This is a genomic window from Tabrizicola soli, assembly GCF_015999335.1.
GTDB classification, from domain to species: Bacteria; Pseudomonadota; Alphaproteobacteria; order Rhodobacterales; family Rhodobacteraceae; genus Tabrizicola; species Tabrizicola soli.
The window spans coordinates 118,267-132,211 of the sequence record NZ_JAEACP010000009.1 but is presented as its reverse complement, the minus strand read 5'-3'; the positions used below and the strand labels follow the sequence as shown (position 1 = coordinate 132,211).

Genomic DNA, 13,945 nt, shown 5'->3' with positions numbered 1-13,945 from the left:
ATCAACCTGCCTCCTCGTCATCGTCATTGCCGCACAGCGCGACGCAGAGGATGATCGGGATCAGCAGCAGCGGCAGGATGCCGGCCGAAGAGCCGGGCCGTTCCTCGACCACCGGAACCTCTTCCTCGACCACGACGACGGGGCCGCCGGCAAAAGCTGCCGACGCCAGAAGAGAAGACGCGAGAACACCAGTTACAAGTTTCTTCATTCGAACCTCCAGGGTTGGACTTGGACTTGCACCGGATCAGCCTATCACCAACCCGTGTTCCGGCAACCGGAACGACATCATTTGCAGGTGCAAGGCCCAATGAAGGTTAAGAAATTCGGCATGAGACCCGATTCCGTTGCATCAAGGATACAGCCCCGGCATCCGACGGGTCCGAATCAGTCCACCACGCGCTCGAGGTCGATGTAGCCGGTCAGTCCGCTGACCCATTGCCGCGACTTGCGGACGGTCGCGCCTTCCAGCCAGAACTCGTTGGTGATCCTGCCTTGCGGACGGACGCATTCCTCGGTCACGCGGGTGGTGGCATGGGCGCGGCCGAAGATCGTGACGCTTTCGCCGCCCCTGACCTGGACCGTGCAGTCATAGGTCCGCGTCGTGGTCCGGTCATCTGCCCCGAGGAAGTAATAGACCCGCTGGTGCGTCCCGCCGTTCTGGCGCAACTGCCCGAGGCTGGGGGCGCGGGCGGACATCAGGTCGGGACCAAGGCCGCGCGTCTGGATCAGCACGCCGTCGCGCAGGCTGAAGGTGGTGCCGTCGGTGGTGCTCCAGGTCACGACCGGACCTTTCCTGTCGCTGATCGTGACCAGCGCATCCGCCCCGCGCGACGGGATCACCGCGCGCAGGATCGGCATGCCGTATTTCTCGATCTCGGCCCGGCTGGGCGCAGCGGGGGTCTTGGCCTCGCCTCCCGCGCGGCGGGCGCTCATGCGCGAGAGGGTCGCCTTGGCCAGCGTGCCGACTGCCGCGCCCATGGGCGAGGGTTCGGATTTCTCGCTGCCGCAGGCGGCCAGCAGGGCCAGGACGGCAAGGGCGGCGGTCAGCCGGGACACCGCGCTCACCGCCAGACCCTCCCCCAGTCGGGGTCGAGCGACTGGGTGTGGTATTCGCGGATCGACTCGTAAAGCCGCCCGTCCACATCCACCCTCGCGCCGCCGTCGCCGGTATCGGTCCGCAGGGTGGCGGCGAAGGTCTGCCGGGTCTCGGTGCCCATCGCCCAGGTCAGCGGGATGGTGAAGCGGATGCCCTTGTCAAAGCCGCCGTCGCCGAATTCCTCGGTGCTGACGTCGGTCACGGTGGCGAAGGCGCCGACGCGCCAGCCGTTGGCAAAGACGCGGTCCAGCGAAACCGTGGCGCCCAGGTCGCCGGCCAGGTACTTGCCCACGTCCAGCTGGCCCAGATAGCCGTTGCCGAAGTCGTAATAGGCCGAGACATGGCCGGTCACCACGTCATAGTCGTATTCGTCGAAGCCGAACCCGCCATCGGTATCGCGCTGCCTGGTATAGTTGACCTCGGCGCCCAGCGCGAAACGGCTGTCCACCGGCTTCCACAGCACCTCGCCCGAGATGCCCGCGTGCATCCGCTCAAGGTAGCCCAGCGTCACGCGCGAATAGATGTCGGTCGCCGGGCGGGAATACCAGGCCAGCGTCAACTGCTCGAGCCCCGGATCGGCATATTTGCTGTAGCGCGAATTGTCGGTGCGGACATGCGGCAGGGTCGAATCGGAATATGCGCCGTCACGATCCACATTGCCGAGCACGCGCTTGTAGACCGCCCCGCTCAGCACCAGTCCGGGGCGGATGTCATAGCTGGCCGCCAGCCGCAGGCCGACGTCGCCCTTCAGGGGCTCGCTCAGCTTCAGCGCGGGCTTCAGGCTCCAGCGGAATTTCGGGTAAAGGCCGTCGTCGCCCACCGCATTGGCCGGAAGCGGCCCGGCATCGGTGATCGTCACCCGCTGCCGCAGGAGCGAGCCGTTGTCGGCGGCATATTCCAGCTGCTCGAGGTCGGAGCGGCGGATGGTGACCTTGGACGCCCCCATGCCGTTGACCACCGGCACGATCTCGAAGGTCTCGACCGAAGCGGGCATGACATGGCTGAGGGCGCGGGCGGTGCGGCCGATGGCCTGCGCCCCGGCGTCGATCCGGTTCGAGCGGATGCGGATCTGCGCCGTGGTCGCGGTATAGGACAGGTTCTCGATCGCGATCCCGTCGCTTGCCAGCCGCTTGGCCAGGTTCTTGCGCAGAAGCGGCCCGGCATCGGCCTGCGTGACCCAGCCGCCGTCATAGGCCTCGGGGTCGGCGGTGCGCGCGGGGCGGGCCTTCACCGGAACCGGCGCGGCTCCCATCACCCCGCCGGTGGCGCGGGTCTTGGGATCAAGGATCAGGTGGAAGGCGAAGGCGACCTCGGTGCCGTAAAGCGAGTAGAGGCCATAGCGCATGTTCGGGCCGCGCTGGTATTCGAAGCCGAAGTTGAACGGGCTGTCGCGCTCGATCAGGCCCCGCTCCTCCTCCAGCACATAATCATCCGAGGAATATTCCGCCTTGAAGGTCCACTGGTCGCTGATCTTGTATTCCACGCCCGCGAAGGGCGCGGCCTCGCCCCGGAACCACTGGTCCACGTTCGGGGTACCCCAGTCGCTTTCCGGCAGCGCGGGACGATCGCCGAAGGGCGCGCCGATCCCGCCGTAGCTGCCCATCCGGCCCCAGCCGAGGCCCGCCGTCAGCTTCAGCCGCTCGCCGAAATTCTTGGTCGCGGCCAGGTATTCCGACGAGAATTTCCCCTCGCTGGTGAAATCCTGCAGGCCGATGGTCAGCGCCGGGACATAGGTCCCTTCCTTCAAAATCTGGTAGCGCAGGTCGAAGCTGCGATCCTCGAACTTGTCATCGCCGGGGATGATCGTGTCCCAGTCGCGCCAGACCTGGAACCGGAACGTGCCGGAGAGCCGCTCCGTGATCTGGAAGCTGATGGAGGAGCGGGTGACCGGCCCGATCAGCGCGGTCGAGAAGGTGAAGCGCGCGTCTTCCTGCGCCTCGCCCGAAGGCATGTCGATCAGGCCCGTCGCCCCGTTCAGATTCAGCGATTTCGGCATTTCCGCTGCGGCGGGCAGGCCGGAAAGGGCGGTGCCAAGGGCGAGAAGGGCAAGAAGGCGCGTCTGCGGCATGGTTTCCACGTTTCCCGGAATACCGCGCCAGTCTATGCGAAGTTCGGCAGGGCAGGGCAAGACCTAACCGCCGCCCCCCGAATCAAAGGCCCGGCGCATGGCATGGATGCCATGGCTAGTCCTCTTCCAGCCGCACCCGCAGTTCGCGCAGGACCGTTACCAGCGCCCGCACCCGGTCGGCGCCGATCGACTGCACCACATCGGCGATCAGGGGCACCACGGCCGCCACGGCGGAATCCCGCGCCGCCCGGCCCGAGGGGCTGATGGCGACGAACTTCTGCCGCGCGTCCTCCCAATCGGGGCGGATGTGGACATGGCCGGCCCATTCCAGCCGCGAGAGCGTGTTGGTCATCGCCCCCCGCGTGACATGGAAGGCCCGCGCCAGCTGCGCCGGAGTACGCTCGTCATTGATCCGCGCCAGATGGTTCAGGACCGAGAAATGCGACAGCTCCATCCCCTTGGGAAGAACCTTCGAAATCCGGTTCCGCGCCAGCTGGTCGGCCATGAACAGCTCGCCGAACAGGGCGACGGCGATGTCCTCCGACTTCTCGGCGCTCATGGCCCGTCGAAGTCCCGGTCATGCGAGAGCGAGGGCACGCGGTGACGCGCCTCCTCGACCCGCGCCAGGTCGAGGTCGACGAAGGTCACCCCCGGTGCGGTTCCCGCATCGGCCAGCACCTCGCCCCAGGGCGCGATGGCCAGCGAGTGGCCATGCGTGCGGCGGCCCTTGCCACCCGTCTCGGGGTGAAAGCCGGTCTGCGCCGGAGCCAGGACGAAACAGCCGGTCTCGATCGCCCTTGCGCGCAGCAGGGTTTCCCAATGCGCCGCGCCGGTGATGTGGTTGAAGGCCGCCGGAACCGTGATCACCTGCGCCCCGCCCTGCGCCAGCCGCCGGTACAGCGCCGGGAAGCGGATGTCGTAGCAGACGCTCATCCCCAGCCGGGCAAAGGGCGTCTCGGCCACCACCGCGCGGGTGCCCGGCCGATATCCCTCGCTCTCGCGATAGACCTCGGTTGCCGAGACATTGACGTCGAACATGTGGATCTTGTCATAGCGGGCCGCGATCCCGCCATCCGGGCCGACCAGCAGGCTGCGGTTGGCAAAGCGGCCGTCCGCGTCATGGGTCAGCAGGCCCAGGGAGCCGATCAGCAGCCAGATCCCCGCCGCCTTCGCCTCGGCGCGCAGGGCGGCAAGGGTCGCGTCCTCCTCCTCGTGCCGGAAGACGCTGCGCTGCCAGGCGCGGCTGGAGGAGAGACCGTTCGTCAGTTCCGGCGTCAGGACGAAGCCCGCGCCCCCGGCCACGGCCTGCCGCACAAGGTCCAGCGTCACCGGCAGGTTCGCCGCCGGATCGTCGGACACGTTCAACTGGATCAGGGCGCTGCGCATCAGTCGGCCAGCAACGCGTCAAGCTTGCCCGCATGCTCCAGCGCATGCAGGTCGTCCGAGCCGCCGACATGCACCGGCCCGATGAAGATCTGCGGCACCGTCCGCCGCCCGTCGGCGCGCTGCACCATGGCCGCGCGCAAGCTGGGATCGGCGCTGACGTCGATCTCGCGATAGGTCACGCCCTTGCGCTGCAACAGCCGCTTGGCCATGGCGCAATAGCCGCAGGTCGGGGTGGTGTAGATTTCGACGGGACGCATGGAAAACCTCATTTGCGCCCGACTATAGGCAATCACCCGTCTTTCGCAACGCGCGCCAGACACAAGACGTTGACCGAGCGGGCACCGGCCGAGACCAGCGCCCCGGTCGCCGCCGCGAAGGTCGCGCCCGAGGTCATCACATCGTCCACCAGCAGGATGTCGCGCCCCTCGACCCTTGCCATGCGGCGGCGGGGGACAGCGAAAGCATCCACCAGATTGGCAAAGCGGGAGTCGCGGGTCTTGCCGTCCTGGCTGCCGGTGTTGCGCTGGCGGACCAGCGCATCCGGGCAATGGTCCAGCCCCGCCCCCCGCGCCACCGCGCCGGACAAGAGCGCGGCCTGGTTGAACCTGCGCCGGAACAGCCGCAGCCAGTGCAGCGGCACCGGCACCACCAGCATCCCAGGTTGCAGGATGGGCCGCGCCGCCTTCAGCATCCAGCCGCCCGCCGGTCGTGCCAGGTCCATCCGGTCGCCATGCTTCAGCGCCAGCACCAGCCGCCGCCCGTTGTCGCGATAGACCAGCGCCGCGCGGCCCCGGTCCCAGGGCCTTGCGATGGCGATGCAGTCGTCGCATTGCGCGACCTCCCCCGCCTCGCCGCCCGGCAGGGGGATGCCGCACTGGTCGCAGGCCAGGCCCGCGACGAACGGCGTCTCACGCCAGCAATCGGCGCAAAGGCCAAAGTCACTGGCGACCGGGGCCGCGCAGCTGAGGCATTGCGGCGGGTAGATCACCTGCAGCGCGGCTTGCAATCCCATCCGGTCCTCCGCATCTTCGCGCGCGATGACACAGCCGCCCATCCTGACCGACCGCCCCGCCCTTCTCCGCCAGCGCCAGCGCGCCCTGCGCCTGCCCGGCCATGCCGATTCGCTGTTCCTGCACCGGCTGGCGCTTGCCGATGTCCAGGAAAGACTCGCCGAGGTTAACAGGACGTTTACGTCGCCCGTGGTGATCAGCGGCCACCCCGAAATCTGGTCCGGTTTCGCCCCGGTCGTGCCGGATGACGAGGTCCTGGCGCTCACTCCCGGCGCGCATGACCTGGTGATTCACGCCATGGCGCTGCACTGGGCGAACGATCCGCTGGGCCAGTTGGTGCAGGGCTTGCGCGCCCTGCGGCCGGACGGGCTGTTCCTTGCGGTTTTCCCCGGCGGACGGACGCTGCACGAACTGCGCGCCAGCCTGGCCGAGGCCGAATCGCAGGTCACCGGCGGCCTTTCCCCGCGCGTCCTGCCGATGGGCGAGATCCGGGACCTTGGCGCGCTGATGCAGCGGGCCGGATTCGCGCTGCCGGTGGCGGACAGCGTGACCCAGGTGGTCCACTACCGCGACTTCGGCCGCCTGGTGGGCGACCTGCGCGCGATGGGCGAGACGAGCGCGCTGGCCACGCGGCCGCGCCACTTCACCCGCCGTTCGGTCATCGGCGCGGCGGCGGCGGTCTACCAGGGCCTCGCGACGCCAGAGGGCCACCTGCCCGCCACCTTCGAGCTGGTGTTCCTCACCGGCTGGGCCCCGCACGAGAGCCAGCAGAAACCGCTCCGCCCCGGTTCGGCCAAGGCAAGGCTGGCGGATGCGCTGGGGGTGCCCGAGAAGCCGCTGGACGGTTGACCCCGCGCGGGAAGCCTTTATCTCCCGCAGGGAACAAGCAGGATCCTCGCGATGCGTGACGCCAAATCCGACACTTCTCCCCTGCGCCCCGGCGAGGGCCGGCTGGCCCATGCCCCCGCCGACCACCCGCCCGTCCGCAAGGCTAGGATCGGCGTGCTGGTCGCGAATCTCGGGACGCCGGACAACTACGACTACTGGTCGATGCGCCGCTATCTGAGCGAGTTCCTTTCTGACAAAAGGGTGGTCGATTACGCCAGCTGGAAGTGGCAGCCGCTTCTCCAGCTGATCATCCTGTCGAAGCGGCCGTTTTCCTCGGGCGCGAACTACAAGCTGATCTGGAACCACGAGTTGAACGAAAGCCCGCTGCTGACGATCACCAAGGCGCAGACTGCCGCGCTGGCCGAGGCGCTTGCCGCCCGGCACGGGGGCGAGGTCATGGTCGATTTCTGCATGCGCTACGGCAATCCCTCGACCGAGGCGAAGGTCCGGGCCATGGTCGAGGCAGGCTGCGAGAAGATCCTGTTCTTCCCCCTCTACCCCCATTACGCCGGCGCGACCTCGGCCACGGCGAACGACCAGTTCTTCCGCGCCCTGATGCAGGAGAAGCGGCAGCCGGCGGTGCGGACCGTGGCGGAGTATTTCGAGCATCCCCTGTATATCGAGGCCCTCGCCCGCTCGGTCGAGGCGGCCTATGGCAAGCTGGAAACCCGGCCGGACGTGCTGGTCGCCAGCTACCACGGCATGCCGAAACGCTACCTGATGGAGGGCGACCCCTATCACTGCCAGTGCCAGAAGACCTCGCGCCTGCTGCGCGAGAGGCTGGGGTGGGAGAAGGGGTCGATCGACACGACCTTCCAGTCGGTCTTCGGCCCGGAGGAATGGCTGCGGCCCTATACGGTCGAGCATGTGGCCGAGCTGGCGAAGGCGGGGAAGAAGCGGATCGCGGTGATGGCGCCGGCTTTCTCGGCCGACTGCATCGAGACGCTGGAAGAGATCAACGGCGAGATCCGGGAGGCCTTCCTGCATGCGGGGGGCGAGGAGTTCACCTACATCCCCTGCCTGAACGACGAACCCGCCCATATCGAGGCCCTCGTCGCGGTGATCGAGGAGAACCTGGGCGGCTGGCTGCCGAAGGTCTAAGCTGTCCACGCATGGACAGCGGGGCAGGCGAAACGATTTCAAGGGGTTGCGGAGGCGCGTTAGGGAAGTCTTAACCTTCCTTCCGCAAAGGAAAGCAGGCTCCGGCCGGGCGCTTTGCGGCTTGCCGCCCCGTGCGGCAGGGGCGATGCTTTGATCCGACGGAGGATTCCATGCGCCTGACGAACAGCGACATCGCCGAGCTGACCGAATTCCGCCACCACCTGCATCGCCACCCGGAAGTGTCGGGGCAGGAAGAATGGACCGCGGCCGAGGTCGTGGCTGCGCTGCAGGCGCTTGCCCCTGACCAGATCCTGACGGGCCTTGGCGGCCATGGCGTCGCGGCGGTCTGGCAGGCTGCCGAGCCGGGGCCGACCGTGATGTTCCGGTCGGAACTGGATGCCCTGCCGATCGAGGAACAGTCGGAGGTCAGCCACCGCTCCGCCATTCCGGGCAAGGGGCATCTCTGCGGACATGACGGCCATTCGACGATCCTTCTGGGGCTTGCGCGACTGCTTTCGCGCGAGGGGCCGGCGCGGGGACGGGTGATCCTGTTGTTCCAGCCGGCGGAGGAGGACGGTTCCGGCGCGGCGGCGGTGCTGGTCGATCCTCGCTTTGCCGCGATCCGGCCGGACTGGGCCTTTGCGCTGCACAACATGCCGGGCCATCCGGTGGGACAAGTCATCATCGCGCCCGGCCCGGCGAACTGCGCCTCGGAAGGGCTGCGGGTGCTGTTCCGCGGGCGGACGGCGCATGCCTCGCAGCCGGAGACGGGTGTTTCGCCCGCGCTGGCGCTGGCGGCGTTGATGCCCGCGGCGCTTGCCGCCGGTCCGGGTGGCCGGCTGGAACCCGGTTTCCGGCTGGTCAGCATCTGCCATGCCCGGATGGGAGAGCCGGCTTTCGGCATCACTCCGGGCGAGGGCGAACTGTGGCTGACCCTGCGCACCCTTGCGGATGCCGACATGGCGGCGCTGCGCGAAGAGGTGACGACCCTGGCGCGCGATCTGGCCGAGCGGCACGGGCTGGGGCTGGAGTTCAGCCACCACGACCGCTTTGCCGCCTGTGTGAACCATGCCGACAGCGCCAGGGCGATCCTTCGCGCGCTGGAGGCGTTGGGAATGAAGCACTCTGAAACCGGCCTGCCGATGCGCGCATCCGAGGATTTCGGGCTGTTCGGCGGGCAGGCGAAAGCGGCGATGTTCCTGCTGGGCTCGGGCGAGGCGTCGCCGGCGCTGCACAACCCGGATTTCGACTTCCCCGACGGCCTGATCCCGCAGGGCGTGGCGATCTTCGACCGCGTGATGCGCGACCTGCTGGGGTAAGCCCGGAAAAGCAAGGGACCGCAGGCGGGTGCCTGCGGTCCCATGAAGCCGAAGTTTGGCCGGGTCAGATCAGCAGCACCTGCGTCCCGACATTCGCCATCGCGAACAGTTCCTCGATGTGCTCGTTGTACAGGCCGATACAGCCGTTCGAGGACTTCCGTCCGATCTTGCGGGTGTCGTGGGTGCCGTGGATCCGGTAGTAGGTCCAGGAGAGATAGAGCGCGCGGGTGCCCAGCGGGTTGTCCTTGGCGCCGCCCTCGACCACGGTCGGCCATTCGGGGTTGCGCTCCAGCATGGCGGGGGTCGGGCGCCAGGTCGGGTTCATCACCTTCTGCACCACCTCGGTCCGGCCGCGGCGGGTCAGATCCTCGGACAGGGGGACAGAGGTCGGGTAGAGGCGGTAGATCGACTGGTCATCCGACCAGTAGTGCAGCGCGCGCGAGGTGATGTCGACGAGGATCGCCCCGTTGCGCGTGTTGTCGAAATAGTCCTGCCACTGCAACATGCGGAAGCTGGAGACGTTGTTGCGCACCGTGCTGGAGGCCGGCGCGGTGAATTCGGTGGTGGCGTCCTGCGCCAGCGACGGGAGCGCGGCCAGCCCGGCCATGCCCGCAGCGCCGCCAAGCAGAGAACGACGGGTGATGATGCCCTTCGTCATTCTGGTGTCTCTCCTGCTCTCATAGGGTGTTTTCGCGTCCTATAACCGCTTTGTGACCGCCTCGCAATTCAAAGACCCGTTAGCTTTCGCCGATCGGCAGAAAGCCCGTTTGATCCTTGCACGGGCTTTCGCTAGAGAGGGGCGGAAGGCCGCCCCAGCGCGGCGAGATCTGGTGGATGCAATGGAAAGACGCATGTTTCTGCTGTCAGGCGCGGGCCTGGCGCTTGCTGCCTGCACTCCGGTGCGGGGGCCGACGCTGGGCGCGGACGGCAAGCCGCTGCCGCAGGTCTATCGGATCAAGCCCCAGGACGAGCAGCTGGTGTCCTTCCGCCTCCTGGATGCGGTGAACACGCTGCGCTCGGCCAAGTCGCTGACGCCGCTGACCTTCGATTCGCGGCTGAACGCCGCCGCCGCGACGCATTCGCGCGACATGTCGGTGCAGAACCGGCCCTGGCACTTCGGCTCGGACGGGTCGTCGCCGCTGGTCCGGGTGCAGCGGGCCGGCTATACCGGGCGCCTGGTGGGCGAGCTGATCTCGGAGACCTACGAGACGGAACTGGTCACGCTGTCCACCTGGATGGCGCAGCCGGACACCCGCGCGGTGATCATGGATCCCTCGGCGCGGCAGATCGGCTTTGCCTGGTATCAGGAACCGGGCGGCAAGATCTGGTGGACGATGGTGACGGGCGCCTGAGGGCGCCCTTTTCCGTTCAGGGCAGGATAACGATCGGCGTGCCCGGCCTGACCATGGAATAGACCACTTCCATCTGCTTGTCGGTCAGCGCGACGCAGCCAAAGGTCCAGTCGCGCTGGCTGATCCGGCCCCTGGGCCCGCCATGGATGAAGATCTCTCCGCCCGGCGACTTGCCCTGCGCTTCAGCGAAGGCGATGTCGTTCGGGTTCGGGTAGGAGATGCCGAGCGACAGGTGGTAGTTCGAGTTCGGGTTCTTGTGGCTGATGTAATAGGTGCCCTCGGGCGTCTTGCCGTCGCCTTCGAACTGCTTGTGGCCCTGGGGCGCGAAGCCGAGCGCGATGTCGTAGGATTTCAGCACGCGGTCATGGTGGAAGAGATACATCTTCCGCTCGGTCTTGTGGACCTGGACCTGAGTGACCTCGGGCCCGTTGTAGCGGCGGAACTTGCTGTTGCCGCAACCGGCAAGACCCAGCATGACCACCAGGAGAACCAGAATACCGAAGCCGCGCATGCCTGTGACCGTCTGCCCCTTTTTTGTCCCATGGATACAGGATTCTGGCCCGTCTGCAAAGACGGTCAGGCTGTCGCAGGGTTCACGGAAACGTCAGCGTGACAGGCGGGCCACCAGTTCGACATGGGTGGACCAGCGGAACTGGTCGACGACCTGCACCCAGTCGAGGCGGTATCCGGCATCGGTCAGGCTGCGGGCGTCGCGGGCGAAGGTGACCGGGTTGCAGGAGACGGCGGCGATCACCGGGATGGCGCTGGCGGCAAGGCGGTCGGTCTGCGCCTCGGCCCCGGCGCGGGGCGGGTCGATGACGGCTGCGGAGAAGGGTTTCAGTTCGTCCGGCTCCAGCGGGCGGCGGAAGAGGTCGCGGGTTTCGGTCGTGACGCGGTGGAGGCCGGGGGTGCCGCGGGCGGCGAGGTCGAGGGCGCGGGTCATCGCGGCATCGCCCTCGACGGCATGGACCTCCATGGTTTCGGCGAGGGGAAGGGCGAAGGTGCCGATGCCGGAGAAGAGGTCGACGACGCGCTTCTGCGGACCAAGCGCCTGGCGGACAGCGGACAGGAGGGCGGCTTCGCCCTCGGCCGTGGCTTGCAGGAAGGCGCCGGCGGGGGGGATGACGGTGGCCTGGCCCATGGTCAGCGCGGGGCGGTCGCGCAGCGCGACGGTCTCGCCATCCCAGGTCAGGCGGGAGAAGCCATGCGCCTCGACCAGGCGGGCGAGGTCGAGGCGGAGGGTGGAGTCGAGGGGCTTGCCGCCAGTAACGCTGACATCGGGGCCGCCACGGGTGAGGGTGACTTGCAGCGACAGCTCGGTCGTACGCGAGCCGCCGGCCTGGACCAGCGCCTGCAGGCCGGGGAAGGCGGCGAGGATGCCGGGATGGAGGAGCCGGCAATCGGGGATCTCGGCCAGGGTGTCCGAAGCGCGGGCGTGGAAGCCGATCAGCACGCCGGACCTGGTGCGGCGGGCAGAGAGCGTCGCGCGGCGGCGGGACCTGGCGGGCGAGGTGACGAGGGGCAGGAATTCGGCGGTCAGGCCCTGGCCGGCAAGCGCATTGGCCACGACCTCCTGCTTCCATCCGGCGACGAAGGCATCGGAGGCGTGTTGCAGCTGGCAGCCGCCGCAGGCACGGGCGTGGCGGCAGGGCGGTTTCACCCGGTCGGGCGAGGGGGTGATGATCTTGGGGTTCAGCAGATGGTCGCCGTCGGGCGTGCCCTCGACCACCTCACCCGGAAGGACGCCGGAGACGAAGATCGGGCCGGGGGCGATCCCGTCGCCCAGATGGCCCAGCCGGTCGATGGTGACGATCACTCTGCTGCTTCCGCTTCGTCTTCGGTGCCGATGAAGCCGCCAGATTGCCGGTTCCAGTAGCGGGCGTAAAGGCCGCTGCGCTCCAGCAACTCGGCATGGCTGCCCTGTTCGACGATCCGGCCCTGATCCATCACGATGATCCGGTCCATCGCGGCGATGGTCGAGAGGCGGTGCGCGATGGCCAGCACGGTCTTGCCCTGCATCACCCGGCCCAGCGCCTCTTGAATGCTTGCCTCGACCTCGGAGTCCAGCGCCGAGGTCGCCTCGTCCAGCACTAGGATCGGCGCGTCCTTCAGGAAGGCGCGGGCGAGCGCGATGCGCTGGCGCTGACCCCCGGAGAGCTTGACCCCGCGTTCGCCCAGGAAGGCGTCGTAGCCCTTGCGGTTCTGGTGGTCGAGCATGTTCAGGATGAACTCATCCGCCTCGGCGGCCTTGGCGGCGGCGATGATCTCGGCCTCGGACGCCTCGGGTCGGCCGTAGGCGATATTGTCGCGCGCGCTGCGATTGAACATCGCGGTTTCCTGCGTGACCATGCCGATCTGGCGGCGCAGGCTTTCCTGCGTCACCTGTCGCAGGTCGTGGCCGTCCAGGGTGATGCGGCCCTGTTCGGGGTCGTAAAGCCGCAGGAGGAGCGAGACGAGCGAGGATTTCCCCGCCCCGGAAGCGCCGACGATGGCCAGCTTTTCCCCGGCGCGGATGGTCAGGTCGATGTCCTGGACGCCACCGCGCTGCCGGCCATAGGCGAAGGTGACGTGGTCGAAGCGGATCTCGCCCCGGACGCGGGGCAGGGACAGGGCCTCGGGCGCGTCGGTCAGGGTGTGCGGGACGGAAAGGGTGCGCATCCCGTCCTCGACCTCGCCCACCGAGGTGTAGATCGACATGAGGGTGAAGCTGACCCAGCCCGACATCTGCGCGATCCGCAGCGCGATGGCCCCGGCGGCGGCGATGTCGCCGGCGGTGGCGCTGCCCGCCTGCCAGAGCATGACGGTGCCGCCGATCAGGAGGACCGGCAGCACCCCGGCCAGAAGCATCAGCGCAAAGCGGAACCAGGTGGAGATGACGCCGAACTCGAGGGAGCGTTCGCGGAAGACCTCCATCGCGTCGAGAGCCACGCGGTCCTCGAAGGCGGCATGGGCAAAAAGCTTGACGGTCTTGATGTTGGTGATCGTGTCGACCACCTGACCCGAAACCATGGCGCGGGACGAGGCGCGGGCGGCGGAATTCTTGCGGACCACCGGCAGGAAGAAGCGGATCAGGAACAGGTAGGCAACGAGCCAGACCATCAGCGCCACGGCCACCTTGGCATCGACGGCGACAAGGAAGGCGACCGAGCCGATGACGGAGGCGAGCGCGAAGCAGACGGTGTTGATCACCTCGGTCGCGACATCGGTGACGGCCCGGGCGGCCTGCATCTGCTTTTGCGCGATGCGCCCGGCGAAATCGTTGTCGAAGAAGGTGACGGCCTGGCCCAGCGTCCAGCGGTGCAGGCGCGACAGCACCAGCGGCAGGACGTTCGGCCCGATGATGATGCTGTTCGAGGCAGAGGAGACGGCAAAGGCCAGCGGGCGCAGGACCAGGTAGAAGACCAGGAACCAGAGGATCAGGCTGCCGTGCTGCCCGAAGAAATCGGCGGGGCCGGAGGAGACGGCGGCGTCGATCACCCAGCCGAGGATCAGGGCCGAGACGACTTCGGTCACCCCGGCGAGCGAGGAGAGGAGGCCGGCCGCGACCAGCATCGGCCAGCTTCCCGCCAGCGCCCAGCGCATGAAGGCGCCCAGCCGCGTCGGCGGCGGGCCGTCGGCGGGGCGGAAGGCGTCGATGAGGGAGCCGAGGCTTTGAAGCGCGCTCATGGGGGAGAGGTAGGCCGGGGGGCGCGGTGAAGCAAGGGCGAATGGACGCGACCCCTCCC

15 protein-coding genes are annotated in these 13,945 nt (G+C 68.1%); 4 read left to right on the top strand and 11 right to left on the bottom strand.

What is annotated here, in order from left to right; translation table 11 throughout:
* Nucleotide 1 precedes the first annotated feature (1 nt).
* The 7 genes from I7S92_RS10130 to I7S92_RS10100 form a co-directional block, all read right to left on the bottom strand.
* Nucleotides 2–208 carry a hypothetical protein gene (locus I7S92_RS10130; RefSeq protein ID WP_197643567.1) on the bottom strand — a complete coding sequence of 69 codons (207 nt, stop codon included), beginning with the start codon at nt 206–208 and terminating at the stop codon, nt 2–4.
* Nucleotides 209–384: 176 nt separating this feature from the next.
* Nucleotides 385–1,065 carry a YjbF family lipoprotein gene (locus tag I7S92_RS10125; RefSeq protein WP_197643565.1) on the bottom strand — a complete coding sequence of 227 codons (681 nt, stop codon included), beginning with the start codon at nt 1,063–1,065 and terminating at the stop codon, nt 385–387.
* Nucleotides 1,062–3,164, bottom strand: coding sequence for a YjbH domain-containing protein (locus tag I7S92_RS10120; RefSeq protein ID WP_197643563.1), 2,103 nt, complete (start codon nt 3,162–3,164; stop codon nt 1,062–1,064). Before I7S92_RS10120 ends, I7S92_RS10125 begins: the two co-directional genes overlap by 4 nt.
* 115 nt (nt 3,165–3,279) lie before the next feature.
* Nucleotides 3,280–3,723, bottom strand: a complete 444-nt coding sequence (locus tag I7S92_RS10115; RefSeq protein WP_197643561.1) for a MarR family winged helix-turn-helix transcriptional regulator — start codon at nt 3,721–3,723, stop codon at nt 3,280–3,282.
* The gene (locus I7S92_RS10110) at nt 3,720–4,550 is read right to left on the bottom strand and encodes a carbon-nitrogen hydrolase family protein (protein WP_197643559.1); all 831 of its coding nucleotides are present in this window, start codon (nt 4,548–4,550) and stop codon (nt 3,720–3,722) included. Before I7S92_RS10110 ends, I7S92_RS10115 begins: the two co-directional genes overlap by 4 nt.
* Nucleotides 4,550–4,807, bottom strand: a complete 258-nt coding sequence (grxC, locus tag I7S92_RS10105; protein ID WP_197643557.1) for a glutaredoxin 3 — start codon at nt 4,805–4,807, stop codon at nt 4,550–4,552. Before grxC ends, I7S92_RS10110 begins: the two co-directional genes overlap by 1 nt.
* A 32-nt stretch (nt 4,808–4,839) precedes the next feature.
* Nucleotides 4,840–5,562, bottom strand: a complete 723-nt coding sequence (locus I7S92_RS10100) for a ComF family protein (protein WP_197643555.1) — start codon at nt 5,560–5,562, stop codon at nt 4,840–4,842.
* Between the two features lie 25 nt (nt 5,563–5,587).
* Between I7S92_RS10100 and I7S92_RS10095 the strand changes: the two genes are divergently transcribed.
* The 3 genes from I7S92_RS10095 (at nt 5,588) to I7S92_RS10085 (ending at nt 8,868) form a co-directional block, all read left to right on the top strand.
* On the top strand, nt 5,588–6,409 hold the full coding sequence (locus tag I7S92_RS10095; protein WP_197643553.1) for a class I SAM-dependent methyltransferase: 822 nt from the start codon (nt 5,588–5,590) through the stop codon (nt 6,407–6,409).
* Between the two features lie 51 nt (nt 6,410–6,460).
* The gene (gene hemH, locus I7S92_RS10090; RefSeq protein WP_197643551.1) at nt 6,461–7,549 is read left to right on the top strand and encodes a ferrochelatase; all 1,089 of its coding nucleotides are present in this window, start codon (nt 6,461–6,463) and stop codon (nt 7,547–7,549) included.
* Nucleotides 7,550–7,719: 170 nt separating this feature from the next.
* Entirely contained in the window at nt 7,720–8,868 is a 1,149-nt protein-coding gene (locus I7S92_RS10085) for an amidohydrolase (RefSeq protein WP_197643530.1), read from the top strand.
* A 64-nt stretch (nt 8,869–8,932) separates the two neighbouring features.
* Here the strand turns inward: I7S92_RS10085 and I7S92_RS10080 are convergent, their stop codons facing one another.
* Nucleotides 8,933–9,526 (bottom strand): L,D-transpeptidase, encoded by a 594-nt coding sequence (locus I7S92_RS10080; RefSeq protein WP_197643528.1) that lies wholly within the window; start codon nt 9,524–9,526, stop codon nt 8,933–8,935.
* A gap of 181 nt (nt 9,527–9,707) precedes the next feature.
* On the opposite strand from I7S92_RS10080, the gene dalA reads away from it, so the two are divergent.
* Nucleotides 9,708–10,220, top strand: a complete 513-nt coding sequence (gene dalA, locus I7S92_RS10075) for a divisome-associated lipoprotein DalA (RefSeq protein ID WP_197643526.1) — start codon at nt 9,708–9,710, stop codon at nt 10,218–10,220.
* 16 nt (nt 10,221–10,236) lie between these two features.
* On the opposite strand, the gene I7S92_RS10070 is transcribed toward dalA, so the two are convergent.
* The 3 genes from I7S92_RS10070 to I7S92_RS10060 form a co-directional block, all read right to left on the bottom strand.
* Nucleotides 10,237–10,731 (bottom strand): L,D-transpeptidase family protein, encoded by a 495-nt coding sequence (locus tag I7S92_RS10070; RefSeq protein WP_197643524.1) that lies wholly within the window; start codon nt 10,729–10,731, stop codon nt 10,237–10,239.
* A gap of 93 nt (nt 10,732–10,824) precedes the next feature.
* Nucleotides 10,825–12,036: a class I SAM-dependent RNA methyltransferase gene (locus I7S92_RS10065; RefSeq protein WP_197643522.1), complete on the bottom strand. Its 1,212-nt coding sequence runs from the start codon at nt 12,034–12,036 to the stop codon at nt 10,825–10,827.
* Nucleotides 12,033–13,886 carry an ABC transporter ATP-binding protein gene (locus tag I7S92_RS10060; RefSeq protein WP_197643520.1) on the bottom strand — a complete coding sequence of 618 codons (1,854 nt, stop codon included), beginning with the start codon at nt 13,884–13,886 and terminating at the stop codon, nt 12,033–12,035. The genes I7S92_RS10065 and I7S92_RS10060 overlap by 4 nt, the downstream gene beginning before the upstream one ends.
* Nucleotides 13,887–13,945: the final 59 nt, after the last annotated feature.

Coding starts and splice junctions, on each gene's coding strand:
- I7S92_RS10070 (WP_197643524.1), bottom strand. CDS start 10,731: ATGCGCGGCTTCGGTATTCTGGTTCTCCTGGTGGTCATGCTGGGTCTT.
- I7S92_RS10100 (WP_197643555.1), bottom strand. CDS start 5,562: ATGGGATTGCAAGCCGCGCTGCAGGTGATCTACCCGCCGCAATGCCTC.
- I7S92_RS10060 (WP_197643520.1), bottom strand. CDS start 13,886: ATGAGCGCGCTTCAAAGCCTCGGCTCCCTCATCGACGCCTTCCGCCCC.
- I7S92_RS10085 (WP_197643530.1), top strand. CDS start 7,720: ATGCGCCTGACGAACAGCGACATCGCCGAGCTGACCGAATTCCGCCAC.
- I7S92_RS10115 (WP_197643561.1), bottom strand. CDS start 3,723: ATGAGCGCCGAGAAGTCGGAGGACATCGCCGTCGCCCTGTTCGGCGAG.
- I7S92_RS10110 (WP_197643559.1), bottom strand. CDS start 4,550: ATGCGCAGCGCCCTGATCCAGTTGAACGTGTCCGACGATCCGGCGGCG.
- dalA (WP_197643526.1), top strand. CDS start 9,708: ATGGAAAGACGCATGTTTCTGCTGTCAGGCGCGGGCCTGGCGCTTGCT.
- I7S92_RS10095 (WP_197643553.1), top strand. CDS start 5,588: ATGACACAGCCGCCCATCCTGACCGACCGCCCCGCCCTTCTCCGCCAG.
- I7S92_RS10080 (WP_197643528.1), bottom strand. CDS start 9,526: ATGACGAAGGGCATCATCACCCGTCGTTCTCTGCTTGGCGGCGCTGCG.
- I7S92_RS10130 (WP_197643567.1), bottom strand. CDS start 208: ATGAAGAAACTTGTAACTGGTGTTCTCGCGTCTTCTCTTCTGGCGTCG.
- I7S92_RS10120 (WP_197643563.1), bottom strand. CDS start 3,164: ATGCCGCAGACGCGCCTTCTTGCCCTTCTCGCCCTTGGCACCGCCCTT.
- grxC (WP_197643557.1), bottom strand. CDS start 4,807: ATGCGTCCCGTCGAAATCTACACCACCCCGACCTGCGGCTATTGCGCC.
- hemH (WP_197643551.1), top strand. CDS start 6,461: ATGCGTGACGCCAAATCCGACACTTCTCCCCTGCGCCCCGGCGAGGGC.